Source organism: Streptomyces hawaiiensis, assembly GCF_004803895.1.
GTDB classification, from domain to species: Bacteria; Actinomycetota; Actinomycetes; order Streptomycetales; family Streptomycetaceae; genus Streptomyces; species Streptomyces hawaiiensis.
The window spans coordinates 8,657,754-8,680,837 of sequence record NZ_CP021978.1 but is presented as its reverse complement, the minus strand read 5'-3'; the positions used below and the strand labels follow the sequence as shown (position 1 = coordinate 8,680,837).

Genomic DNA, 23,084 nt, shown 5'->3' with positions numbered 1-23,084 from the left:
CGCCGACAAAAGGTTTCCCGCATCCACGAACAATGGAAAGGTGAACGGATGGGCCTGCGCCTGGAGGAGATCGACTGGCAGCCGACACCGATCGGCGACATCAGTCTGCGCCGACGCCGCCACCCGGTATCGGGAGACGACGTATACGAGGTGAAACTCGGCGACGAGTTCCTGATGTCCAGCCTCTTCACCACCGGCGAGATCGCCCTCACCGAACTGGCCCTGGCGGAACTGCCGGACACCGAACTGGACGTAGCCGTGGGCGGACTCGGACTCGGCTACACCGCCCAGGCTGCCCTGGACGACCCCCGGGTGCGCTCGCTGACCGTGATCGACGCGCTCGCCGAAGTCATCGACTGGCACCAACGGCACCTGGTGCCCCTCGGAGCCCGGCTCACGTCCGACGACCGCTGCCGCCTGGTCCACGGCGACTTCTTCGGGTTGGTGACCGACCCCCGCGGTCTGGACATCGAGGAGCCGGGCCGTCGCTTCCACGCCATCCTGCTGGACGTCGACCATTCACCGCGCCATGTGCTCCACCCGCGCCACGCGGCGCTCTACCAGCCCGACGGGCTCCGCGCTCTCGCCGCTCACCTCCACCCCGGCGGGGTGTTCGCCCTGTGGTCCAACGACCCGCCTGACGACCAATTCACCTCCGCGCTCACCGAAGTCTTCGCACAAGCAGCGGCCCATGTCGTCGACTTCGACAACCCCCTGCAAGGCGGCACCTCGGCCAACACCGTCTACCTGGCCGACAAGGCACCGAACTCGCCGTAGGGAGAACTCGGCAGGCGATGCGGCTGCCGCTCGGACAGGGCAGAACATGGCTCGGTCGGTGACCAGGTCCTCTGCGAGCAGGGCCTCGGTCGCCGCGTTCTGATCGTCGTCGCCGTCGTGTCGTTCGCCCTGCCCCAGGGCCGAGAGGAACCCGGGGGCGGGGATCGTCGCCGTCTGCGCGAACTGGGTCAGGTCCGAGGCCCTCCTCCCCTGGGCGAAGGGCCGTCCAGAGGCGAGGAGGAGCAACTGGGAGCTGCGCACGCGCCGCGCCTCAGGATCCGCGAGAAGCGAGGAGCGTCGCAGGAGTCGGCCGTACAATGCGTCAACGGGTTGGCTGAGAGCCATACTTGACCATGCAGGGGATCATCACGCGGCGGCTTGGCCGGGGAAAGGGGGCAGTCCCGTGAGTGGCGGCAGCCGGACAGTGAGGAAGGCCGAAGTACGGCTCAAGTGGGATCCGAGTCACTGGGAGCAGCCACCGCACCACCTCGACATCATCGCCACGACGTACTCGACGGATGCCCCCTACGGGCGGCCTGTGTACGTCGTCCATTTCGACTGCCGATCACCGGACGGCACCATCAACATGAGCCGGCACAGCCAGACCGGGCAGGGCTTCGGTTACGTCGAAGTGATGACCTTGGAGCTCGATCGACTCGCTCCCTCCTTCGCACGGGTGGTCGTAGGCGTGGCCATCCACCAGGACAGCGGCCTCAAGACCTTCGGCGACCTGTCGAACGCCGGAGTGCTGGTTGTCGAGGGGTACCAGGAGCTCCTGAAGGACGACTTCGCCCAGGTCTCCGGATCCACTGCGGCGACGGTGGCCGAGTTCACCCGGGATCCTTCCGGAGCCTGGAAGTTCCATGAGATGGTCCGAGGGTTCGACAGCGACCCCGTGATCTTCACAACGGAGATGGGCAGCGCCCCACAGTTCTGACTGACGGAACAGCGCAGGAATGGGGCTCGGCCAGGCCGACGTACCGATGGCTCATCGGCCACGCGAGGCACCCACCGGCTTCCGCCCACTGACCACTCCGGCAGACGGTAAAGCCCGGCGTCCCGAAGAAGCCGGGATGCCGGGCCTTACCTCAGCGCGCGCGTCAGGCGGGGCGGATGTTCTCCGCCTGCGGGCCCTTCTGGCCCTGCGTGACGTCGAACTCGACCTTCTGGCCCTCCTGCAGCTCGCGGAAACCCTGGCTGGCGATGTTCGAGTAGTGGGCGAAGACGTCGGGGCCGCCGCCCTCCTGCTCGATGAAGCCGAAGCCCTTCTCGCTGTTGAACCACTTCACAGTGCCCTTGGCCATGACTGTCTCCTTCGAGGGAAACCGGACACGCACCCTGCGTGCCACGGAGGTGATCGCCCTGGTCCGGAGAGGCGCTGAACAGCAAGAACGCCCGTGAAGGCGATCACGGGCGAACGGAACTTCGGAACCACGACTGCTGATCACCACGCTATAACGGCAACGCGGCTACCGCTACCGATAACGCGCCAGCATCGGCGCCCGGTCTGTCGGTGTAAGCCCGGCACCTGGCTTCCCCCTCAGACAGTCGTACGGCCGCGGTCCCCCGCAGACCGGAAGCGACACGTTGACATGCTGCGCTCCGCCTACCGAGACGTCGCTGCGATCGATCGCTGCGATCGATGGCGATCAGATCGCCGCATGGCCGGCGCTCGGCGAAGGCGCCTTGCCTTCTCGCGCAGACAGGCCGCGGCACCTGAAACGAATGCCCTCGTTTGCAGGGGACGTGCTCGACCCAGTCCAGTCGGATGGCGATCCTTTTCGTCGAGGACGGCCCGGCCTGGCCCGCAACCCGTTCCACGCCGTCCTGGGCCGTCGGCGGCAGCCGGTCTCCAGCCATCGGCCGGAGACCGCTACCGGGCCCCTACGGCAGCGGAAGGGGCTGCCGCCACCCCGCGCCGCCGTGACCGGCCGGAGCGGCAGCGCACCCGATCGAAAAAATGTACGTTCCATGTTTCCCGGTCTCCGAAAGCGCTCTAACCTCATGTACAGATGGCGGGCGGATGGCCGGCCAGTCGACCACCGCCGCCTGTACGAGCGGAGGCGGAGATGAAAGCGTCGATACGACGGTCCGCGATCTTCGCGAGCGCGGCCGCTCTTGTGATAGCCGTCTGCGGTACGACGGGCACCGCCCAGGCCGAGCCAGGCGATGGTGAGCTCCAGTTCGGCTACGTCCTGCCGGAGACGGGACAGCTGGCCTACCTCGGCCCGCCGCAGATCGAGTCGCTGAAGTTCGCGATACAGAAGATCAACGACGCCGGCGGGGTACTGGGCAAGTCCGTGCCGAGCGTGGTCTCCAGTGACGAGGCGGGCCAGGAGGCCGTTGCCGCACAGTCGGCGGACCGGGTCCTGGCGGCGGGCGTGGACGCGATCGTCGGCGCCGCGGCTTCCGGCATGTCACTGGCGTTCATCGACCGGGTGACCGGTGCGGGCGTCGTGCAGTGCTCGGGGTCGAACACCGCGCCGACCTTCACCGACTACGAGGACGACGGCTTCTACTTCCGTACCGTCCCGAGCGACGCGTTGCAGGGGCCCATCCTGGCCGATGTCGTCCGCGATGACGGTCACGACCGGGTCGCACTGGTCGCACGGGCGGACGACTACGGGCGCGGCCTGATGGAGGCCACCCGCAAGACGCTGGAGGAGCGCGGTGCGACGGTGACACTGGCCGAGACCTACGACCCGGAGGCGAGCAACTTCGACCAGGTCGTCCAGCAGATGGAGAACTCCGGGCCGGAAGCCGCCGTGGTGATCGCCTTCGAGGAGGGCACCCAGATCCTGCAGGGCATGATCGAGTCCGGACTCGGGCCCGACCGGATCGGCGTCTACGGCGCCGACGGACTGCGCAGCGAGGAACTGCCCTCGCTGGTCGCCCCGGGTCAGCCCGAGAGGCTCTCCGGGATGAAGGGGACCGCGCCGGCCTCGGCGTCGAACGAGCAGTACGTGAAGGATCTCCAGGAATTCGCGCCGGATCTGAAGGAGTTGCAGTTCGCGCCGCAGGTGTTCGACTGCGTGACGACGATCGCGCTCGCCGCGGAGAAGGCGGAGTCCGACGATCCTGGCGAGTACGTGAAGGAGATGAACGGGATCACCAAGGACGGCGAGAAGTGCAACTCGTTCGCCGCCTGCAAGGAGCTGCTCGCCGACGGCAGGGACATCGACTACGACGGTGTGAGCGGCCCGCTCGACTTCACCGACAAGGGCGAACCCGGCCAGGCGTCGATCGAGGTGTACGGCTACGACGACGAGGGAAAGTTGCAGACCCTTCGTACCGAGACCAGCAGGGCCGAGGAGTGACCGGGAGGACCTACGGGATTCAACGGACGCGGGCGAGTGTGCCGAGGTAGAGCTCGATCACCTTCTCGTCGTGCAGCAGGGCCGCACCCGTGCCGGTGTACGCGTTGCGGCCCTGGTCGAGGACGTAGCCGCGGTCGCAGAGCTGCAGGCACCTGCGGGCGTTCTGCTCGACCATGAGCACGGCGACGCCCGCGCTGTTGATCATTCTGCACCGGTCGAAGACGTGGTCCTGGTGGAGGGGTGACAGGCCGGCCGACGGCTCGTCGAGCAGCAGCAGCTGGGGCTCCATCATCAGCGCGCGGGCCATCGCGAGCATCTGGCGTTCACCGCCGGACATCGCGCCGGCCTTCTGCTTGCGGCGGTCGGCCAGCAGGGGGAAGAGTTCCTCGACCGCCGTAACCCGCCGCGCGTGGTCCTTGGGCCTCAGATACACGCCCATCCGCAGGTTCTCCTCGACGGTCAACGCGGGGAACACGTTCTGCAGCTGCGGCACGTAGCCCACGCCCCGCCGGACCAACTCGTGCGCGGGCCGGCCGGTCACGTCCTCGCCGCGCAGCCGCACCTTCCCACCGCGCACCCGCAGCAGCCCGAAGACGGCCTTGACCAGCGTCGACTTTCCGGCGCCGTTCGGGCCGATCACGCCGACCACCTCGCCCGGCCGCACCTCGACGCTGCATCCGCGCAGCACATCGACACCCGGGACATAACCGGCGACGATGTCGTCGGCCGCCAGCACCGGTGCCTGCTTCTCGGCGGACATCGCTATTCCTCCTCGCCCTCTTCCTCGGTCGCCTCCGGCTCGTCGTGCCGCTTGCCCAGGTAGGCGTCCACGACGGCGGCGTTCCGGCCGATCGTGTGCGGTGGGCCCTCGGCCACCAGGCGGCCGTCGGCCATGACGGCCACCCAATCGCTGATGCCCATGACAACGTCCATGTCGTGCTCGACGAAGCACACCGTCAGCCCCTCGTCACGCAACTGCGTGATGTGTCCCAGCAGCGACTGGGCCAGCGCCGGGTTGACCCCGGCCATCGGTTCGTCGAGCAGGAGCATGACCGGCCGGGTCATGAGCGCGCGGGCCAGTTCCAGCAGTTTGCGCTGACCGCCGGAGAGCGTGCCTGCATGGTCGTCGCGCAGGGGCCCGAGCCGGAACCGGTCCAGCAGTTCGTCGGCGCGGTGCTCGAACGCCCGCTCCTGCCCGCGCCACAGCGGTCGCAGCAGCGCGGGCAGGACCCTTTCGCCGCGTTGTCCGGGCGCGGCCAGCAGCAGGTTCTCCAGCACCGTGAGCCGGGCGAGCGCTCTGGAGAGCTGGAACGTACGGACCAGTCCCCGCCGCGCCACCCGGTGCGCCGGGGAGCCGGTGAGCGGCTGCCCTTCGAACGACCACCGGCCGCCGTCGGCCCCGTCGAACCCGCTCACCACGTTGAACAGCGTGGTCTTGCCCGCGCCGTTGGGACCGATGAGCGCGGTGATGGCCCCGCGCTGCACCTCCAGGTGCTCGACCCGCACCGCCACGAGGCCGCCGAAGGTGCGGGTCACCTGGTCCAGGATCAGCAGGGGATCGGGCTTGCGCACCCCTGGTTCGGGATCGATCGCGGAGAGCCGGTCCGGCTGGGGCACGACAGGGTCAGCGTCCACTGAGCAGCATCTCCTTCCGGCTGCCGAGGATGCCCTGCGGCCGGAACGCGACCAGCAGGATGAGAGCGACCCCGACCAGGGCGAAGCGCACCGCGCCCACCTCCGAGGTGCTGATGAGGTCCGGCGAGATGTACTCGGCGTCGATGGCCTGGCGGAGCGCGCTGTCGAGGAAGCTGAGGACGAACCAGAACAGGATCGAGCCGACGACCGGCCCGAGGATCCGCCCGGCCCCTCCGAGGACGAGCAGCGTGTACAGGAAGAACGTGACGCCCGGGTCGTAGTTGTCCGGGTTGACGGACTGCACCTGGATGGCCTGCATCATGCCCGCGGCCGCCCCGATGACGCCGCCGAGCGTGAGGCTCTGCATCTTGTACGCGTAGACGTTCTTGCCGAGGCTGCGCGCGGCGACCTCGTCCTCACGGATCGACCGGATGACTCGACCCCACGGGCTGTGGATCAGCAGGGCGAGCAGGCCTCCGACCACGAGCACCAGCGCCCACCCGGTGATCATCACCCAGAGGTCGCGGGAGCTGAACCTCACGAGCCACACGCCGTAGGTGCCGGGTTCGATGGGGTTGAGTCCGTAGAAGTCGTTCGCGAACCGCTGCAACCCGAACACCCCGCCGGTGACCGGCTCGGCCCAGCTGGATCGGTAGAAGAGCCGTAGCGTCTCCCCCGCCGCGATCGTGGTGATCGCGAGGTAGTCGGCGCGCAGCCGCAGGGTGGGCAGGCCGAGCAGTAGGGCCAGCACGACCGCGCAGGCGATTCCGCCCAGGACGCCGAGCCACATCGGGCCGTCGTACGTCGACACCGTGATGGCGAGCCCGTAACCGCCGACCAGCATGAAGCCGACCTGGCCGAAGTTCAGCAGTCCCGTGTAACCGAAGTGCAGGTTCAACCCCATCGCGGCGAGGGCGTAGACGGCGGCGATGGGGCCGATTCCCGAGCGCAGGGCGTCGGAGACGATGGCCGAGAAGTCCATGGCACACCCCTCACCCGACGCGTTCGGCCCGGCCGAGGATGCCCTGCGGCCGGAAGAGAAGGACGAGGATGAGGACGAGCAGCGCCCACGCGTACTGCAGGTCCACCGGGAACCACAGGGTGGACATCTGGGCGACGACGCCGATGACGAGGCTGCCGACCATCGCGCCGTAGGCGGAGCCGAGGCCGCCCAGGATGATCCCCGCGAACATGAGCAGCAGGAGCTTGAAGCCCATGTCCCACGTGACGATCTCGACGAGACCGAAGAAGACCCCGCCGAGCGCGGCCAGCCCGCCGCCGAGCATCCACACGAACAGCACCACCCGCTGCACGTCGATGCCCGACGCCTCCGCGAGGTCACGGTTGGCGGAGACGGCCCGGACAGCCGTGCCGATCCGCGTCTTCTGCAGGAGCGCGGCCGTGCCGAGCAGCACGAGCACGGAGAGCAGGGTGACCGTGAGGTCCCGTGGGGTGATGCCGGCCGGGCCCACGTCGATGGCGCTCTGGATGTCGTACTGCGCGTAGGAGGCGGGCCGGGTTCCGTACAGCACGAGTACGACGTGGCGCAGCAGCAGCGAGAGCCCGATGGTGACGATGAACATGTTGATCAGCCCGGTTCCCCGGGCCCGCAGCGGGCGCCAGATACCACGCTCCACCGCCCCGCCCAACAGGGCGCCGAACGCCACCGCGGCCAGGGCGGCGGGGATCAGGTGCCAGCCCGGACCGGCCGCCGAGACGTTGAGGAAGAACGCGAAGGTGGCGCCGATGGTGACGAACTCACCGTGTGCGAAATTGATCAGGTGGATGGTGCCGAAGATCAGCGAGAGCCCGACCGATGTGATCGCGATGATCACCCCGAACTGGATGCCGTCGATCAGCGCCTGCAGAGCCCGCGCGGCGAAGGTGGGGCCGCGCGGGACTTCCTCGCCCTGTGCCCGCGCGGAGATCACGGGCACCATTACGAGGACCAGGGCGAGGACCGGTACGAGCATCCGCTGACGACGCATGGCGATTCCGGTACGTCACGAACATCCCTTATGGGCTCAGTGTATGTACAGGTCGGGCGGCGGTGACACGGGCATTGGGCCACAGATGTACCCACAGGAAGCAGGGGATGCGGGATGGGTGACAGCGGCAACCTCGCCGGCGCCTACAGCGACGACAGCGTGCTCTTCCGGGTGCTCCGACACCTCGGCTGGGACAGCCTGGCCAACATCGGCTACTTCACGCTGCCCACCTTTCCGTTCGCGGTCCTGGCGGGGCCGGTGTTCTTTCAGCGTCGTCTTGCTCGCCGGTCCCTGGCGTTGCTGGACGCTCGACCCGGACAGCTCGTCCTGGATGCCGGGTGCGGTCGCGGTGACACCACGGCGCGGCTGGGCGCCGCCGGATGCCGGGCGCTGGGGGTGGACATCCAGCCCTCCCAGATCGACCAGGCCCGTCGCCGCTTCGGTAGCCGCTCCGGCGCGCGCTTCGCCGTCGCCGACGCAACCGCTCTGCCACGGCGGGCAGCGGACATCCCACTGGCGGATGGTTCCTTCGATCGAGTGCACTGCCTGGAAGCCGCCTTCCACTTCGGCCATAAGGGCCGGAGATCATTCCTGAGCGAAAGCTTCCGACTGCTCGGCCCCGGGGGGCGGCTCGTCCTCGTGGACGTCACGTCCCGTACGGATCAGCCGATCGGAACCCTCGATCCGAACGGCCTCGTACGCGACACCTGGCGCTTCGACGACATCGAACCGTACGAGCGTTACCCGCTGATGGCATCCGCCGCCGGCTTCACCACGCGCCGGAGCCTCGACTGGACCACCCCCGTACTCCACCGGGCAGCCCAGCTCTCCGCCCTGTTCGCCGGCGCCGCGTCCACCCGGGTCGGCCGAAAGGCTCTGTGCGTGCGGTGGCCCGGCCTGGGAGGACTAGACGCCCGCGAGTGGGACGAGGTCATCGACGTCGTCCGAGCTCACCAGGCCATCGGGCGCGTCACGCGCTACACGGCGTACGTCTTCGCCAAGTGATGCCGTGTTCCCTCCTCGCGCCCTGCAGACACACTTCAGGAGGCACCATGACCGTCTCCTCACGCGGCGGCACCCGCTCTCGTATGTCCTCTCCGTCCCGTCACCTCACGGCATGTGCCGCTCGCCTCAGGACACCTTCGCCGGACATGGCTGCTGGCCTGGCGGCGCCCAGCCATGTGAGGAGGGTGAGCCGGGTGCGGGCTGAAGCCAGCGCGGCTGACTCCCCTTGCCGCATGCGGCCGGCCCGATGAGCCATCTCCCTGCTCAACCGTATAGATACAGCTGAATCAGCTAGTTCTGGAGGGGGCCAAGGTGCACGGGAAGCGTCCAAGAAATGCAGCGTTTGTGGGTGTGAGCCTTTCAGGTGGCGACGGGCCGCCGCCGGGCCAGGCCGCGGTATGGGAGGAAGCGCGGAGTGGCTTCGTCCGGTTCGGTCTCGTGTGCGCTGAGGACGTAGAGGCGATGCCCGTCCTCGCTGATGTGGAAGTGCTCAGCGATTAGCCCGGATGGTGCGGCGGCGGCGCTCCGGGTGGCCAGCGTGTCGGCGATCGTTTCTGGTCACAGCACTAGCGGCGACGGTCCGGTAGCCGCCGTCGGGTTCCTCGGCGCCGAAGACGAGGGCCTCGGTGATCTCGGGGAGGCGTTCGACGACGTCGTGGATGTCGGCGCTGCAGGCGTACGCCGTTGCGGTTGAGCGTGCTGTCGGAGCGGCCGTGGACGATCACCGAGCCGGTGACCGTGATCCAGTCGCCGTGCCGCCAGGTGCCGGGGCAGGAGGAGAAGTAGGCGTCGCGGTAGCGGGTGCCGTCGGGGTCGTTCCAGAAGTACAGCGGCATCGACGGCATGGGGCGGGTGACGACCAGTTCGCCGACCTGATCCACCACCGGCAAGCCCTCGGTGTCGTACGCGGCCAGTGCCACGCCAGGTGGGGTGCGGACAACTCACCTGCCCGGACCGGGGTGTTGGGAGCGCTGCCCGCGAAGCCGGAAACCATGTCCGTGCCTCCGCTGGTCGAAGCCAGCAGCACGCGGTCGCCCACTCTGTCGCGGCCACAAGTTCAGGGCCCACTGCGAAGGCGCTGAAGTCCGCATTGAAACGCGGAGATTCCGTTGACGGAACTGGGCTTGCGGTCGAACTGCCAGGTCTCGCCCGGGAAGTCGGATAGCCGGACAGGGGGACGTGCGACGAGGTATCGGAGAGCGATCAGCTGGCTTGATCTCATCGCTCGCCCGCTTCGGCGTCTCCTCACAGACAACTTACAGGCACCCCTCCCCCGTCCTCAGTGACGCGCGAGGCGCCCGGGACCGACGGGACGTCTGCGCAGGGGGTTGAGGAGAGGATCATTGATCCGTGCCCGGCGAATATGTGTGACCGCCGTAGCGGTGCTGGCGGCCCTGGCGGGCTCGCCCGGACTGGCACAGGCTGAACAGCCGTACGAAGCGAAGCTGTTGAGCGCGACGGACGACAACCCACTTCCGCAGGGGTGGCGGATCGACGGGGAGAGCGGGGCGCGTGAGCTGGTCTGGCGTGCGCCGAAGGCCGTGCCCATGGGGGATGCGCGGGTCGAGTTCCGTACCGGGGACCGGCTGCTCGGGGTGCCGAAGCCGGCGAGGGACGGGCGGACCTTCCGGCTCGCCCTCGACGGGACGCGGTCCGAGCAGCTGACGTACCTTCAAGTGACGGCCGCGGGGCGCCGGCTGGACGCGGCGGCCGACGACACGCACAGGTCCGGCTCGCGCGTGGCACGGCTGCCCGCGCAGGCGCCCGCGAACGGCGTTGATCCGGGCAAGCCCGGCTCGTACCGCACGGTCACCGGGGGGTACGACCTCGACCCGGTGCGCCTGCCCGGGTTCGACACCCCGGTGGAGATGACCGCCGAGGTGGTGGCGCCGAAGGGTGCCACTGGCAGCCGGCCGCTCGCGCTGTTCCTGCACGGCCGCCACGACACCTGCTACAAGCCGGGCTCCGAGGACGACGTGACCGGCGACTGGCCCTGCGCGGACGGCTACAAGCCGATCCCGAGCTACCGGGGTTATCTGCGCGACCACCAACTGCTGGCCTCTCAGGGCTATGTGACGGTGTCGATCGCGGCGAACGGCATCAACGCCCAGGACTCGGAGGCCGAGGACGCCGGCGCGCAGGCGCGTTCCTCTCTCGTACGGCAGCACCTCGCCCGCTGGGCCGAATGGACCGCCCATCGCTCCACCGCCCCCGGCCGTTGTACGCGAGGCGGCGAAGGCTGACCTCTTCCATGTCCTGCTCGTCGGCCACTCGCGCGGAGGCGAGGGCGTCAACCGGGCCGCCATTGACAGCCTCTACCCGCCGCCGGCCGCCGAGGACGGCTACCGGGGCCCGGTGCGCTGGAAGGTGCGCGGGACGGTGCTCATCGGACCGACGATCTTCGGCCGGAATCCAGTGGCCGACGTGCCGTCCGTGACGCTGCTGCCGGGCTGCGACGGCGACGTGTCGGACCTGCAGGGCGAGGACTTCGTCGACGGGACGCGAGGGATCAGCCGAGGCACGGCACTGCACAGCGCGGTCTACATGGTCGGCGCCAACCACAACTACTTCAACAGCGAGTGGACCCCGGGCCAGGCTGTCGCGCCGGCCAGGGACGACTTCAGGACCGACCCGGAGCAGCCGGACCCGGTGTGCACACCGGGTGCCGCGACCCGGCTGACCGCCGCCCAGCAGCACAAGGCGGGCGCCACCTACATCGCCGCGGCGGCCCGGCTCTTCCTCGCCGGGGACGATCGGGTGCGTCCGCTGCTCGACGGTTCCGGCAAGCGGGCCCCGTCCGCGGACCCGGCCAGGGTGCTGACCCACGCGGTCGGCGGCCGCCGCAGCGGTGGTTTCCTGCCGGACGGCGGGGCGAAGGTGACCGGCGCCCGGCTGTGTTCGGCGATCGACCCGGATCCGGCCGTGGCTTGTCTGGACCCGGAGACCCCTGGATCGTCACCGCACTTCGCGGAGTGGGAGACAGGCCGGGAGACCGGCCCCAGCGCGGTGGACCTGAAGTGGTCCGCGCCGGGCACGGCCGCGCATGTCACCCCTGCCGGGCGGACTCCAGCAGCCGCTTCGTCAACTGCTGCAGCAGCCCGCCCTCACCGGTCAGCTGCAGACCCTCGGCCTGGGCCCGGCCCACCAGCTCGTCGATCAACTGGTCGTCCACAGCCTTTGCCCGCACAGCCTCCACAGCCTCGGATCCGAACACGTTCTCACTGGTCATCGATGCATCTTCCATGATCGGGAGTTACACCGAACGTCTTACAGTCCCCACGCCGACGGAGTTGAGCGGCCTTTCCTGCGCCGGCTGCTGTTGTGGGGCCGAGCCAGCGTGATTGCACGCGCCGGCGCCGTCGAAGTGCCGCTGCGTCAGCGAGTGGAGCAGGTTGGCGGCTGACGCACGGGACGCAGTGAGGGCCCTGCCGGCGCGCGCCGGCAGGGCCCTCACTGTTCTGTTCGGCTTGCGCCTGTCCCGTCGGTCAGACGGGCAGGGGGGTGCCGAGCATTGCGGAAGCCCGCTGCAACGGGCTTTCGATGGGCGCGGGTTCGGCCTCCGGGAGGGCGCGACAGGTGAAACCGAGGCGGGACATGGCCCGGAGGACTTCACCGGCGCTGAAATCGCGGCGGTCCTGGCGGGTGATGACCTGGCCGACCTGCTTGACGGGGTAGTGGCGTCGTCCGATGATCACGAACTCGTCTGTGACCGGTTCGGGCTTGACGCCCTTCATCGATTCCAGGACGCCGCTCTTGGTCAGGTCGAAGGGGAAGCGGGCGATGACACAGCGCATGATGCCTCACAGGGAGAAGTAGGGACGGGGCCGACCGGCGTGTAGCGGTTCAACGGGTGAGGGCGAGGACGCCCAGAGCGTTGCCGTGGTCGTCGACCACGGGCAGGGCCCCGAGCCGACGGCGGCGCATCGCGCGCTCGGCTTCGGCCCTTGTGGCCAGCGGCGAGACGAAGGGCCCGATGACGTCGGCGATGTCACGCAGACGGATCCGGTCCGTGTATCGGGAGTTGTCACGAACGGCCGTGAGCCTGGCCCGGGTGACCAGGCCGGTGCACTGGCCGTCCTCGTCACAGACGACCAGATGCCCGGTGCAGGCGGCGGCCATCACGGACAGGGCCACCTCCACGGTCATGTCCTCCCAGACCTGCGGTCCGGCCGCGTCCATGGCGTCGGCCACCGTGCCGTGCTCGGGGTGGGCGCTCGCCGGGCGGGTCTGCATGTGGACCAGCGTCAAAGGGTGCCTCCTGTGGAGTGGGTCGGCTGCCTGATCACGAAGGTCCTATGCGGCCGCACCGGCCGTGGACTGCCGTACGGATGCGCGGCGGGCCGCCGAAGCGGAGCGGCGTCGGCCGCGTGAGGTGGCGCTGCGCTTGGGGCGTTCGACCACCGGTGTGGTGATGACGACCGGGATGCCGGAGGGGGCCTGGGCGCCGGTGATGCGGTGCAGGGCCTCTTCGCCGACACGGACCCGGGTGGTCTGCGGGACGATGCCGGCCGCTGCCATGAGGCGGGTCATACTGCGGCGCTGGTTCGGGGTGACCAGGGTGACGACGCTGCCGGACTCGCCGGCACGTGCCGTACGGCCGCCGCGGTGGAGGTAGTCCTTGGGGTCGGTCGGCGGGTCGACGTTGACGACGAGGTCGAGGTTGTCGACGTGGATGCCGCGCGCCGCGACGTTGGTCGCCACCAGCACGTTGACGTGCCCGGTCTTGAACTGCGTCAGCGTGCGGGTGCGCTGCGGCTGCGACTTCCCGCCGTGCAGGGCGGCGGCCCGCACCCCGCTGTTCAGGAGGTGCTCGGTGAGGCGGTCGACGGCGTGCTTGGTGTCGAGGAACATGATCACTCGGCCGTCGCGTGCGGCGATCTCGGTGGTGGCCGTGTGCTTGTCGGCGCCGTGGACATGGAGTACGTGGTGCTCCATCGTCGTGACGGCGCCGGCCGAGGGGTCGACGGAGTGCACGACGGGGTCGCTGAGGTAGCGGCGCACGAGCAGGTCGACGTTGCGGTCGAGGGTGGCGGAGAACAGCATGCGCTGACCCTCGGGGCGGACCTGGTCGAGCAGGGCGGTGACCTGCGGCATGAAGCCCATGTCGGCCATCTGGTCGGCCTCGTCGAGGACGGTGATGGCGACGTGGTTCAACCGGCAGTCGCCGCGGTCGATGAGGTCCTTGAGGCGTCCGGGTGTGGCGACGACGACCTCGGCGCCACCGCGCAGCGCGCTCACCTGCCTGCCGATCGGCATCCCGCCCACCACCGTGGCCAGCCGCAGCTTCAGGGAGCGGGCGTAGGGGGCGAGTGCGTCGGTGACCTGCTGTGCCAGTTCACGCGTCGGTACGAGGATCAGCCCCAGCGGCTGCCCGGCCTCGGCGCGTTGACCGGCCGTACGGGCCAGCAGCGCCAGCCCGAAGGCGAGGGTCTTGCCGGAGCCGGTGCGCCCACGGCCGAGGACGTCCCTGCCGGCGAGGGAGTTCGGCAGGGTCGCGGCCTGGATCGGGAACGGTACGGTCACGCCCTGGGTGCCGAGCGCGGCCAGCAGTTCCCCGGGCATGTCGAGATCGGCGAAACCCTCCACTGCGGGAAGCGCGGGGGTGATCGTCCTGGGGAGGGCGAACTCTCCTTGGATCGCGGCGGGTCGGGGGCCGTAACCGCCGGAACGGCTCGGCTCACCGGACCGGCGCGGGGCGGGCGAACCGAATCGGCCGCCACTCCTTCCGGAGTCGGCACTGCCGTTACGGGTGCGGGCGAAGCGGTCGTTCGTGCGTGTGCGGTTCATGCGGAACCTTCCTCGATGCGGCTCATATCAAGGAATTCCCGCAGCGATGAGCGGCACGGAGAATTGCAAGAAAGGGCCGGTGGAACGCGAAAGCGTATCTGGCCGACGAAAATCCGTGCGGGCTCAGGCGCTGAAACGAGTGGCGCATGTGGACGCAATATTCGGGGTGTCCACTGCGATGCAGCTATGTGCAAGGGATGTGTCTGCGCCCTTGCTGGAGGATCCGTGCACTGAGCGTGCGGATTCCTGTTCGTCGCCCCGCAGGTGAAACCACTGCGGGAATGCGAGCAGCTGGGGCCCGCACCCCTAAGGATGCGGGCCCCAGCTACAAAGTGCGCGCCAGTGTCAGGCGAGAACGATGTTCTCGGCCGTCGGGCCCTTCTGGCCCTGCGCGATGTCGAAGGTCACCTTCTGGCCCTCGAGCAGCTCACGGAAGCCCTGGGCGGAAATGTTCGAGTAGTGGGCGAACACGTCGGGGCCGCCACCGTCCTGCTCGATGAAGCCGAAGCCCTTTTCCGCGTTGAACCACTTCACGGTACCAGCAGCCATGTCATATCTCCTTCGGGGCAGTGCATCGGCATCCGCACTGCGCGGACGCCATGTCGCCGCGATGATCACCCCGCCCGGAAAAAGACCGGAAATACAAAAGCGCTTCCAGCGGCACAGAGTCCGGCCGGAGAGCACTTAGAGTTTCGGGAACCACAACTGCAACTGAGATCGACAGTAGCACGGTGCGGCGGCCGGCGTGCGGTGAACATTGCCACTCCACCTTTTGCGGCAGGAAATCTGCCTGCATGTTCCGCTGAAATCTCAGCTCGCGGGCACAGCTATTGATTCACCCGGAGCGCAACGTTCGGCCCTGTCCGCTGCTCCCGAGGCTGCGGGCCTGCCGTCTGACCGTCGCGATCCGGCATCACATGGCTCACCACCTGCAACAGCGCTGGAGGGTGAACTACCAGCTCTGGGGGGCTACTTCCTTGAGCCCGGCACTCCGCGACACGAGCGGACCGGGCGGTCGGACACCCTCATGGGAGCCTGACAGGTCTGCGGCAGGGCAGGTGCATCCGACGGGATTCCTTGAAGCAGCGAATGCGTCACGGAGCGATGGACAAGCAGCCTGTGGGGCTTCCTGCTTCCCGCCAAACACGAGCAGGGAGAGGCCCTGGCCATGCTGCTGCGGCAGTGCGACGGGGCAGCCGCTGCCCATGGGCGCTCGCACCATGCGATGACCAGCGGCCCCTCCCTTGCCCTACGAAACGGCTGAAGCGGCACCCTGGTGTGTCCAACTGCTGACGCACCGTCTGAACAGCCCTACGCTCTTCACCCGCGCAGGACCCAGCCCAACTCATCGGCACGGCTGCCGGGCTGGGTCCTGCCGAGTCTCAGCTAAGCCGTTTGGACTCAGCCGCCGCTCTTGCGTCGGAACGACCGCTGGCTCGCAGCCGGGCCGTGCGCGCCGCGGACCTTTGACGTGTCGGTGGTCGCAGCGAGATCGGCGGCGTCCGCCTGCTTAGCGCGCTTGCGCGCCAGGGCCTCCCGAAACTTGCGCTTCAGGTCGTACTGGCCGTTGTCGTCGGGCGCGAGAGCAGGGCTCTCGGCGTCAGCCGACTCCGAACCTTCTTGTGAGGGAGACTCTTCGGCCATGGCGACCTCCTGGGCTCGGGCACTGGAGAGGACAGCTTGTCATGTGTGCACCCGCCTGACCGACCACAACGGGTGGGGCAGCACCGTCATGACCGGGCGAAGATCTTGCGCTCCAGCTTGCCGAGGGGCTTGAGCGCCGTCTCACTCGCGCGCTGCCTGCTTGCCTTGGCAAGGTCCACTCGTCGCCTCCGGGCCTCGGCGTATCTGCGGAGGCGGCACTGTTCGCCCTGAGACTCCGGGCGGGCTGTGGACGCAGCCACGGCAGCGCCCGCCCGGTACATCCGTACACGCGGCTCCGCCGATTTCTCCGCCGCCGTCCGGGAGTTCGCCCCGGGCGGCGGGCCGCGCCGCACCTGAGTACCGCCTGATCAGCGGATCGGCGCACCGGGGCCCAGCGGCAGCCCCAGGGCGTACCAGACCGCGAACAGGGCGATCCAGGCGGCCATCATCGCCATCGCGGCCGGAAGCGTGAACGACACCAGAGTGCCGATGCCCGCCTTCTTCTGGTACGTCTGGAGGTAGCCGACGGTGAGGACGAACGTCGCGCTCATCGGGGCGATGGGCGCCGCGCAGGCACGAACTCGGCGGCGCGCCGCCGCAGCAGTTCCAGCAGCCCGGCCCACATCCGCTCCGGGTGTGGAGCAGGCTTCGGGCCAGTTCGCCCCGGCTGAAGTGTGGCGCCGCAGTAAAGCCGGATCTACTGCGACCGCCGTCCGTGGCGAGACTTTCGGATCCCTCACGGAATGTGTGCTGGTGCGGGCAGAACTCCAAAGAAACAGACACAACCAGAGGGGCCTAGGAGTCCGCCAGCCACGCCAGCAAGCGGCCCTGCGACCAGCAGCGGCCAATGGCCTCGGCGCGCAGAGCCGACTGGTTGAACACCGCCAGGCCGATGATGCTGTGGCCGGAGGCGCGACGGTCGCCAAGTGTGGGTATCGCCGGCGCGACTCCGACCCCCTCCGCTGACACCCACGCCACCGCCCGGCCGGCCGCCGCCTCGTCGAGGCGGTGCAAGAAGCGCAGGCGGCGCTCGAGCGAGAAGTGCGAAAGCGCCCACGTCGTGGTGACGACAGGCAGGGCGTCCGCGGGCACACGGGCGAAGGCGTCGGGCAACACCTCGACGGCGTCACCTTGCAGGAGCAGCGGAGGTGCCGTCGCCGCCAATGCCATCTCCGCCTCGAGCCTTGCGACCCTGTCCGGCTGATCCGGCTGATCCGGCTGATCCGGCCACAGGCATGCGCGCAACCAGCGGGCGTCATCCGCGTCGGTCACGTCGACCGGATCGAGGTCGACGCCGACCCGGGCGACGACCTCGGGCATCGCCCGCGTCGGGACGGGCCGACCTCCCACGATCGAAGACGACAACTGCACGGGAGAGGACGCGTCGCCCAGCGATTGCCCGTTGTCGTACGTGATGCCAACACGATCGGCATTGAGATTGAACCCAGCCGAACAGCCCACGTCGATCAGCCCAACCGCATGCGCGCCTACCCGGCGTGCCGCCTCGGCGATGGCCGGGTACAGCACGGCGCAGCGTCCGGTCTCGTTGGCGCGTGTCTGCCGGCGCACGGCGATGGACACGACCGAGTCGGTCATGCGCAGCAGTGTGTCGATCGCCGCTTCGGCGGCAGCGTCACCGTCCGCAGCGGCATAGGCCGCGGCAAGCGCCGGGGCGCGTCCGGCGAGGGCGAGGTCGTGTAGCGCTGCGAGGATCACCGTGGGGTGCCGCTTACGCGCCGGCGCCGCCTCGATGGCGCGCAGCGCCTCGTCGGACTCACTCAGGGCGACGGCGACGCGCTCGTACAGCGGCGACGTTTCGGCGGCGTCGACTTCACCGAAGTGTCGGTACACCTGAGAGAGTGTGCGGGCCCTACCCCCGGGTACGGCGCTTCCTGCGGTCGGCCTCGGCATCCGACGATCCTAGCCAGTGGAACGAAGCCCCGGACCTCTTACCTGACACAAGAGTGCTGAGAAGATCCTCGACCGACTCGCCGGCTACTGCCGCTCCCTCGACCCGGAATGAACACTCCCATCCTGGCGCTCGAGAACTTCCGTGATCGCAGGAGCCCCCTCGCATCGCTCCTGAACCCGAGGCGATCACTGTGACGCCGAGCCCGAAGCCCTCCGTACGGACCCGGCCGCCCAGGTGTACATAGCGCCAGCCGGTCCTCGAACGGGGGGCCGCCCAAGAAATCATTCGGCATGATCCCTGCGGATGCCGTGCCCGTCGATCAGGATGGTGTCGCCGTCGAGGGGCTCCGGGATGGCGGTGTTGTCGAGGGCTCTGCCTTCGAACCACTCGCGCCATGTCTTGCGTTGGGCGTCGCTGGTGGCCTTGATCTCGGCCACGACCGATGGCAGGGCGACCGCCTTGGCCTGCGGGAAGCGGCTGCGCAGCGATTCCAGGCCCAAGTAGTGGGCGGCGTGGGCGTGGGTGATGAAGGTGGTGGTGAGGGTGCGGCCGGGCGCCTCGATCCGGTGGGCCACCTCGGCCACGTTCCTCTGAAGGGTACTGGGCGTCCACCAGGACGGCCTGGGTCGGCCCGGACAGCAGCGTCGACGTGGTGGGCGAGAACCAGCCCTCGATCGCGTCGGGCAGCTTCTGCAGCGGGCTGGTGTACACGTCTCCGGACAGGGGGCGTTCATACGATCTCTCCGGCTTGGATTACCTCGGTCAGCGAGGGAATGCGGCTGAGGCTGTGGACGCCGTAGAAGTCGGCGTCCAGGAGGCGGCGTGCGGTGTCGGCGTCCTGCGGCAGCTCCAGAGCGGCGGTCAGGATGCGGGCGTGCATCCATCCGCCCGCGAGCAGGCCCCACTGGATGAGGTAGGGGACGCCGCCGGCGAGCATGTCGCGGGGGTTGTCCTTGGACTGCCACAGGAGGGCGGCGGTCGCCTCGCGGGAGGAGGCCACTGCGACGTCGAGGCGCTCGGCGGTGCGCCGGGCGCCGAACTGTGCGGAGGCCGGGGCAGCCGGCCCGAATGCCGCAGCGCCGCAAGCCAGCATGACCGCGGTCGTGATGCCGAGTGCCGTGCGGACAGGGTGTTTTCGCATCGCTCCTCATGTCGGAGCGGCTCACTTCTCCTCCAGGGGCCTGCGGGAGGGCATCGCAAGGCGCCGGACCGCCACTCGCACTTGTCCGCACTCGGGCGATTCGGTAACGCAGCGAGGCGTCATAGTCGGCGGCGCGAGCCCGGCAAGATCGGCACGCCTGCTTCGGGCCTCGGACCCGCCCGATTCATCCGGGAGTCCACCGCTGGTCGGACCCACCGTCGTAGGCCCACAGGACCAGTCGGGTGCCGTAGGCGGTTCCGGCGTCATACGCGTCCAGGCGCGCAGGCCGGACCGAGTACTGGTGATCGTGCCGTTTACGTCGACTGCCCACTGCTGGTCCGAGCCGCCGTGGCAGTCCCCCGAGCGGTCCCGCAGCTGCGCCTGCGTCCCGTCGGTCTGCGAGTTGTTCAGCACGTCCACGCAAAGGGTCGCGACGTGGAAGAGCGCAACCTGCGCAACTCGTCCGGCGGCAACGTCGGCCGCAACCCTTCCTCGGCGAACTTCCTCGCCTGGTGGGACGCCGACCCGGTGCGCGAACTGCTGAACGGCGCCCAGATCGACAAGTACGGCACCGGCGGCGACACCCGGCTGCTCACCGGCAGCGGCGTGGCTTCCAGCAACGGCACCAAGTCCACCCCGGTGCTCTCGGGCGACCTCTTCGGCGACTGGCGCGAGGAAGTCATCTGGCGCCAGTCCGGCAACAACGCCCTGCGCATCTACGCCACGTCCACCCCCACGACCACCAAACTGCACACCCTGGCCCACGACGCCCAGTACCGCACCGCCCTGGCCTGGCAGAACACCGCCTACAACCAGCCGCCCCACCCCAGCTACTTCCTCGGCGCCGGCATGACCCGCCTCCGCAGCCTCACATCTACGTGCGCTGACGGCACCCCGCCGGCACACGGGAAGGAACAACATCTCGAGGCCGGCCGGGGACAGCCCCCGGCCGGCCTCGAAACCCCCGGGCCAACGACATCAGCCGTCCTGCTCGGCCCCGATGAGTACGAAGGCCATCGTGGCCGGTTCGTCGCTGCGGTTGCGCCAAGCGTGCCGGGTGCCGTTCTGGATCACGATGTCCCCGGCCGAGAGCCGTGTGCAGTGGCCGTTGTCGAGTTCGAGGACGATGTCGCCCCGCAGCACGATTCCGTAGTCCACGGTCGGCGTGGTGTGCATGCCGTCCGGTTCCATGAGGTCCGCGATGCCGGGTGAGTCGGCCCGCTGCTCCTGGTCGAAGGCGACCGGGTCGAACGCCGGGTCGGCCATCGCGGTGTCCGGTGGGAAGGTCAGGACGACGAACCGGGTGCCGCCCGGCGCCGGAAGCAGGCTCGTGACCTTCGGCGTGGGGTCCTCCCCGGCCCGGCTGGCGGGTTCGCCCGGTTCGGTGGCCCAGGGCAGGCGGGACACCCAGCCCGGCAGGCTGGTGAACTCCCGGCTACGCGGGACGGGTCCGTCGCTGACGACGACCGACTTGCCGTCCTCGTCGTGGCCGGTGACGACTCTTCGCATGTGTCTCTCCTCGGTCGGGCCTGCTGACGGGACCCGTCGCATCCAGGGGTCAGTGGGGTCGGCCGCCGGCGGGCTCGTCGAGGGCCTTCAGCGCGGTCTCCCAGGCGTCCAGGACCTCCGCCACCGTCGCGACGGGCGTCCGTAGCAGGGTCGAGGCGACGGCGCGGACGAACAGCCGGTGCCGGTCGTCAGTGAGGTACTCCACCGGGGACTTGCCGTCGACACGCGCGAGCAGAAGGGCGGGCAGCAGCGAGGCCGCCCGGCCTTCCAGGGTGGTCAGGGGTTCCCAGTCGACGCGCCCGAGGTATGCCTCGGCGAGTGCGTGTACGGACCGCAGCAGATCCGTGCGCCGCCCGGCCACCACCAGGCTCTTGAGCAGCAGGTGATTGACACAGAAGGCCAGGTCGAAGGCCGGGTCTCCGTACCAGGCGCACTCGGCGTCCAGGAGCACGGGCCCCGACGGGCCGACGAGGATGTTCTTGGGGCTGACGTCGCCATGGACCAGGGCCAGGTGCGTCATGGCCGTGCGGTCGGCGAGTCCCTGGAGGATGTCGCCCAGTTCGGGGTGTGCCGCGGCGGTGGCGAGCAGGTACGGCTCGATGCGCAGCGCGTGGAAGTTGTCGTCGGTGGCGAACTCGGCGGCGAGGCCGGCGTCACCCGCGCTCGCCGCGTGCAGGGTCGCGAGCAGGTCACCGACGGCCGCCGCGGTCGCCAACCGTACGTCGCCGGAGAGCAGTTGGGTCTTCCACACGGGGTGGTGCTCGGCAGACAGGTACGCCATCGCGAAGAGGCCGGCTTCGGGGTCGTGGGCCAGCAGTTCGGGGACGCTGTCCGGCCGGTGCCGGGAGGCGAATTGCATCCACGCCCATTCGTACGCGTTGCGCGAGACCGGCGCCTGCCAGTCCGCCGCGACCCTGAGCCTGGCCAGGGCACGTTTGACGCACACGGAACGTCCCGGCAGGTCGACCCGCCACAGATCGGACGAGACTCCGCCCGCCAGTGGGGACCAGTGGGCGCTTTCGCCTGGTTCCGCGAGTTGATGGGCGAGCAGGAAGCCGGTCAGTGCGGGGTCGGGGTTCAGCTGTGCGGCGGCGGGGCTCATCGCCGTTCCCCTGACCCTGTGCGCAGACCGCGGGGGTGGTTGCACGCGTGGGCCGGCGCCTCGCCCGCGAGGATGCGCACGACTTCCTCGGCCGCACGTCGGCGCAATTCCGTGACCGAGGCGTCGGAGGAGAAGGCCACGTGCGGGGTGAGCAAAGCGCCCGGCTGGTTCAGGAGTTCGGCGGGGACGTGTGGTTCGCTCTCCAGGACGTCGAAGGCGGCCCCGTCCAGCTGCCCGCAGTCCAGCGCCTTGACGACCGCGCCGGTGTCCACCAGGCCTCCTCGGCTGACGTTGACCAGCAGGCCGCCCGGCTTCATCAGGGCCAGCTGTTCGGTGCCGATGATGTGGTACGTACCGGGCGTGAGCGGCACGTGGAGGATCACCACATCGCTGCGGCGCAGCAGCTCCTCCAGGTCCGCCATCTCCACTCCGGCCGCGCCTTTCGGCGCATGCGGGTCGTGAGCCAGGATCCGGCAGCCGAATGCGCCGAGCTTGTGTGCGGTGGCCCGTCCGATGCGCCCGTATCCGACGATGCCGCAGGTCAGGGTGGACAGTCGGCGCAGTCTGGCGCTCGCGGGGTTCCAGCGGCCGGCCCTGACGGCCCGGTCGAACGCCGTCAGTCCGCGGGTCCAGGCCAGCACCATACCGACGGCATGGTCGGAGACCTCCTCGACGCAGTAGTCCGGGACGTTGGTGACCCACACACCCCGCTCGGTGGCGGTGTCCACGGCGATGTTGTCGAGGCCGACGCCGAGTCTGGCCACGATCCCCAACGCGGGAGAGGCCTCGATGGCGGCGGCGGAGACGGGTGCCCAGCAGGTGAGGATCCCAGCGGGCCGGTGCTCGGTGACCAGATCCTCGATCGCCTCGGCGGAGGCGGGCTCCGCGGGACCGGTGACGAGGGTGTGGCCCGCCTCCTCGATGACCGCTCGCTCGACGGAGTCGTCGGGCCAGGCGTGGTCGGTGAGCAGCACGGTGCCAGGGCGGCTCGGTGGTTTCATGGCAGGTCGTCCTCGCAGGTTCGTGCGGCGGGTGGGGACGGCCGGGCGTCCCGCCCGGTCATCCGGTCAGCAAGTTTGTTCGTCGCCCGGAGGGCGGCCGACGGCTCTGTCCGATGAGACCGCCGGCCACCGCGGGTGGCACGGAGAGGGTCACTGGGTCGGTTCGGGTGCCGACGCTCGCCGACTTGTGGTCGGCGAAGGCGGCGCGGTACGCCCCTGGATCGGGTAGCGAACATGCCGGGGCACGTCGAATCACTCTGTCACAG

At 69.4% G+C, this 23,084-nt stretch carries 21 protein-coding genes and 4 pseudogenes; 6 read left to right on the top strand and 19 right to left on the bottom strand.

The genetic code is table 11. The annotated features are described in order from the left end of the window. The first annotated feature begins 48 nt into the window (after nucleotides 1-48). Together CEB94_RS39360 and CEB94_RS39355 are read left to right on the top strand one after the other, a co-directional pair. Complete coding sequence (locus CEB94_RS39360; protein WP_175436694.1) at nucleotides 49-777, top strand: polyamine aminopropyltransferase; 729 nt, start codon at nucleotides 49-51, stop codon at nucleotides 775-777. Between the two features lie 403 nt (nucleotides 778-1,180). Beyond that, complete coding sequence (locus CEB94_RS39355; RefSeq protein WP_175436693.1) at nucleotides 1,181-1,714, top strand: TerD family protein; 534 nt, start codon at nucleotides 1,181-1,183, stop codon at nucleotides 1,712-1,714. Nucleotides 1,715-1,877: 163 nt separating this feature from the next. Here CEB94_RS39355 and CEB94_RS39350 read toward each other — a convergent pair whose 3' ends face one another. Further along, on the bottom strand, nucleotides 1,878-2,081 hold the full coding sequence (locus CEB94_RS39350) for a cold-shock protein (RefSeq protein WP_069768673.1): 204 nt from the start codon (nucleotides 2,079-2,081) through the stop codon (nucleotides 1,878-1,880). A 765-nt stretch (nucleotides 2,082-2,846) separates the two neighbouring features. Here CEB94_RS39350 and CEB94_RS39345 point away from each other — a divergent pair. After that, nucleotides 2,847-4,094 carry an ABC transporter substrate-binding protein gene (locus CEB94_RS39345; RefSeq protein ID WP_175436692.1) on the top strand — a complete coding sequence of 416 codons (1,248 nt, stop codon included), beginning with the start codon at nucleotides 2,847-2,849 and terminating at the stop codon, nucleotides 4,092-4,094. 19 nt (nucleotides 4,095-4,113) lie between these two features. Here CEB94_RS39345 and CEB94_RS39340 read toward each other — a convergent pair whose 3' ends face one another. From CEB94_RS39340 to CEB94_RS39325, 4 genes are read right to left on the bottom strand one after another with little or no spacing between them, the layout of a single operon-like run. Next, the gene (locus tag CEB94_RS39340; protein ID WP_175436691.1) at nucleotides 4,114-4,854 is read right to left on the bottom strand and encodes an ABC transporter ATP-binding protein; all 741 of its coding nucleotides are present in this window, start codon (nucleotides 4,852-4,854) and stop codon (nucleotides 4,114-4,116) included. A 2-nt stretch (nucleotides 4,855-4,856) separates the two neighbouring features. Next, nucleotides 4,857-5,729 carry an ABC transporter ATP-binding protein gene (locus CEB94_RS39335; RefSeq protein WP_175436690.1) on the bottom strand — a complete coding sequence of 291 codons (873 nt, stop codon included), beginning with the start codon at nucleotides 5,727-5,729 and terminating at the stop codon, nucleotides 4,857-4,859. Further along, on the bottom strand, nucleotides 5,719-6,711 hold the full coding sequence (locus CEB94_RS39330) for a branched-chain amino acid ABC transporter permease (protein WP_175436689.1): 993 nt from the start codon (nucleotides 6,709-6,711) through the stop codon (nucleotides 5,719-5,721). The genes CEB94_RS39335 and CEB94_RS39330 overlap by 11 nt, the downstream gene beginning before the upstream one ends. Nucleotides 6,712-6,721: 10 nt before the next feature. Next, the gene (locus CEB94_RS39325; RefSeq protein WP_175436688.1) at nucleotides 6,722-7,717 is read right to left on the bottom strand and encodes a branched-chain amino acid ABC transporter permease; all 996 of its coding nucleotides are present in this window, start codon (nucleotides 7,715-7,717) and stop codon (nucleotides 6,722-6,724) included. Nucleotides 7,718-7,831: 114 nt separating this feature from the next. Here CEB94_RS39325 and CEB94_RS39320 point away from each other — a divergent pair, with 114 nt between their 5' ends. Beyond that, nucleotides 7,832-8,722 (top strand): class I SAM-dependent methyltransferase, encoded by an 891-nt coding sequence (locus tag CEB94_RS39320; protein WP_175436687.1) that lies wholly within the window; start codon nucleotides 7,832-7,834, stop codon nucleotides 8,720-8,722. Nucleotides 8,723-9,305: 583 nt separating this feature from the next. Here the strand turns inward: CEB94_RS39320 and CEB94_RS39315 are convergent. Continuing rightward, nucleotides 9,306-9,770: pseudogene (locus CEB94_RS39315) on the bottom strand (acetoacetate--CoA ligase); the annotation flags it as partial. Between the two features lie 295 nt (nucleotides 9,771-10,065). On the opposite strand from CEB94_RS39315, the pseudogene CEB94_RS39310 reads away from it, so the two are divergent. Continuing rightward, nucleotides 10,066-11,779 (top strand): annotated as a pseudogene (locus CEB94_RS39310) (alpha/beta hydrolase); the annotation flags it as partial. On the opposite strand, the pseudogene CEB94_RS39305 reads toward CEB94_RS39310, so the two are convergent. The 10 genes and pseudogenes from CEB94_RS39305 to CEB94_RS39260 form a co-directional block, all read right to left on the bottom strand. After that, nucleotides 11,772-11,951, bottom strand: a pseudogene (locus CEB94_RS39305) (IS256 family transposase); the annotation flags it as partial. The pseudogenes CEB94_RS39310 and CEB94_RS39305 sit on opposite strands and share 8 nt — an antisense overlap. Before the next feature lie 256 nt (nucleotides 11,952-12,207). Then, a complete protein-coding gene (locus tag CEB94_RS39300) occupies nucleotides 12,208-12,516 on the bottom strand; it encodes an SCO5918 family protein (RefSeq protein ID WP_175436686.1) in 309 nt (102 codons plus the stop codon). 49 nt (nucleotides 12,517-12,565) lie between these two features. Beyond that, nucleotides 12,566-12,955 carry a CBS domain-containing protein gene (locus CEB94_RS39295; RefSeq protein WP_425472524.1) on the bottom strand — a complete coding sequence of 130 codons (390 nt, stop codon included), beginning with the start codon at nucleotides 12,953-12,955 and terminating at the stop codon, nucleotides 12,566-12,568. A 60-nt stretch (nucleotides 12,956-13,015) separates the two neighbouring features. Beyond that, nucleotides 13,016-14,509 carry a DEAD/DEAH box helicase gene (locus CEB94_RS39290; protein WP_175436684.1) on the bottom strand — a complete coding sequence of 498 codons (1,494 nt, stop codon included), beginning with the start codon at nucleotides 14,507-14,509 and terminating at the stop codon, nucleotides 13,016-13,018. 345 nt (nucleotides 14,510-14,854) lie between these two features. Continuing rightward, nucleotides 14,855-15,058, bottom strand: a complete 204-nt coding sequence (locus CEB94_RS39285) for a cold-shock protein (RefSeq protein ID WP_053746402.1) — start codon at nucleotides 15,056-15,058, stop codon at nucleotides 14,855-14,857. 852 nt (nucleotides 15,059-15,910) lie between these two features. Next, nucleotides 15,911-16,153, bottom strand: coding sequence for a DUF5302 domain-containing protein (locus CEB94_RS39280; protein ID WP_175436683.1), 243 nt, complete (start codon nucleotides 16,151-16,153; stop codon nucleotides 15,911-15,913). 368 nt (nucleotides 16,154-16,521) lie between these two features. Continuing rightward, nucleotides 16,522-16,776, bottom strand: a complete 255-nt coding sequence (locus CEB94_RS39275) for an AbgT family transporter (RefSeq protein WP_281292561.1) — start codon at nucleotides 16,774-16,776, stop codon at nucleotides 16,522-16,524. Between the two features lie 172 nt (nucleotides 16,777-16,948). Further along, the gene (locus tag CEB94_RS39270) at nucleotides 16,949-18,004 is read right to left on the bottom strand and encodes a DUF2332 domain-containing protein (protein WP_218945959.1); all 1,056 of its coding nucleotides are present in this window, start codon (nucleotides 18,002-18,004) and stop codon (nucleotides 16,949-16,951) included. Between the two features lie 342 nt (nucleotides 18,005-18,346). Further along, nucleotides 18,347-18,649, bottom strand: a complete 303-nt coding sequence (locus CEB94_RS39265; protein WP_175436680.1) for an MBL fold metallo-hydrolase — start codon at nucleotides 18,647-18,649, stop codon at nucleotides 18,347-18,349. A 146-nt stretch (nucleotides 18,650-18,795) separates the two neighbouring features. After that, a complete protein-coding gene (locus tag CEB94_RS39260; protein WP_175436679.1) occupies nucleotides 18,796-19,206 on the bottom strand; it encodes an acyl-CoA dehydrogenase C-terminal domain-containing protein in 411 nt (136 codons plus the stop codon). A 450-nt stretch (nucleotides 19,207-19,656) separates the two neighbouring features. Here CEB94_RS39260 and CEB94_RS41470 point away from each other — a divergent pair. Beyond that, nucleotides 19,657-20,093, top strand: a pseudogene (locus CEB94_RS41470) (rhamnogalacturonan lyase family protein); the annotation flags it as partial. A 91-nt stretch (nucleotides 20,094-20,184) separates the two neighbouring features. Here the strand turns inward: CEB94_RS41470 and CEB94_RS39255 are convergent. From CEB94_RS39255 to CEB94_RS39245, 3 genes are read right to left on the bottom strand one after another with little or no spacing between them, the layout of a single operon-like run. Next, entirely contained in the window at nucleotides 20,185-20,715 is a 531-nt protein-coding gene (locus tag CEB94_RS39255) for a cupin domain-containing protein (RefSeq protein ID WP_175436678.1), read from the bottom strand. A 49-nt stretch (nucleotides 20,716-20,764) separates the two neighbouring features. After that, on the bottom strand, nucleotides 20,765-21,817 hold the full coding sequence (locus CEB94_RS39250) for a phosphotransferase family protein (RefSeq protein ID WP_175436677.1): 1,053 nt from the start codon (nucleotides 21,815-21,817) through the stop codon (nucleotides 20,765-20,767). Then, complete coding sequence (locus tag CEB94_RS39245; protein WP_175436676.1) at nucleotides 21,814-22,818, bottom strand: C-terminal binding protein; 1,005 nt, start codon at nucleotides 22,816-22,818, stop codon at nucleotides 21,814-21,816. Before CEB94_RS39245 ends, CEB94_RS39250 begins: the two co-directional genes overlap by 4 nt. Nucleotides 22,819-23,084: the final 266 nt, after the last annotated feature.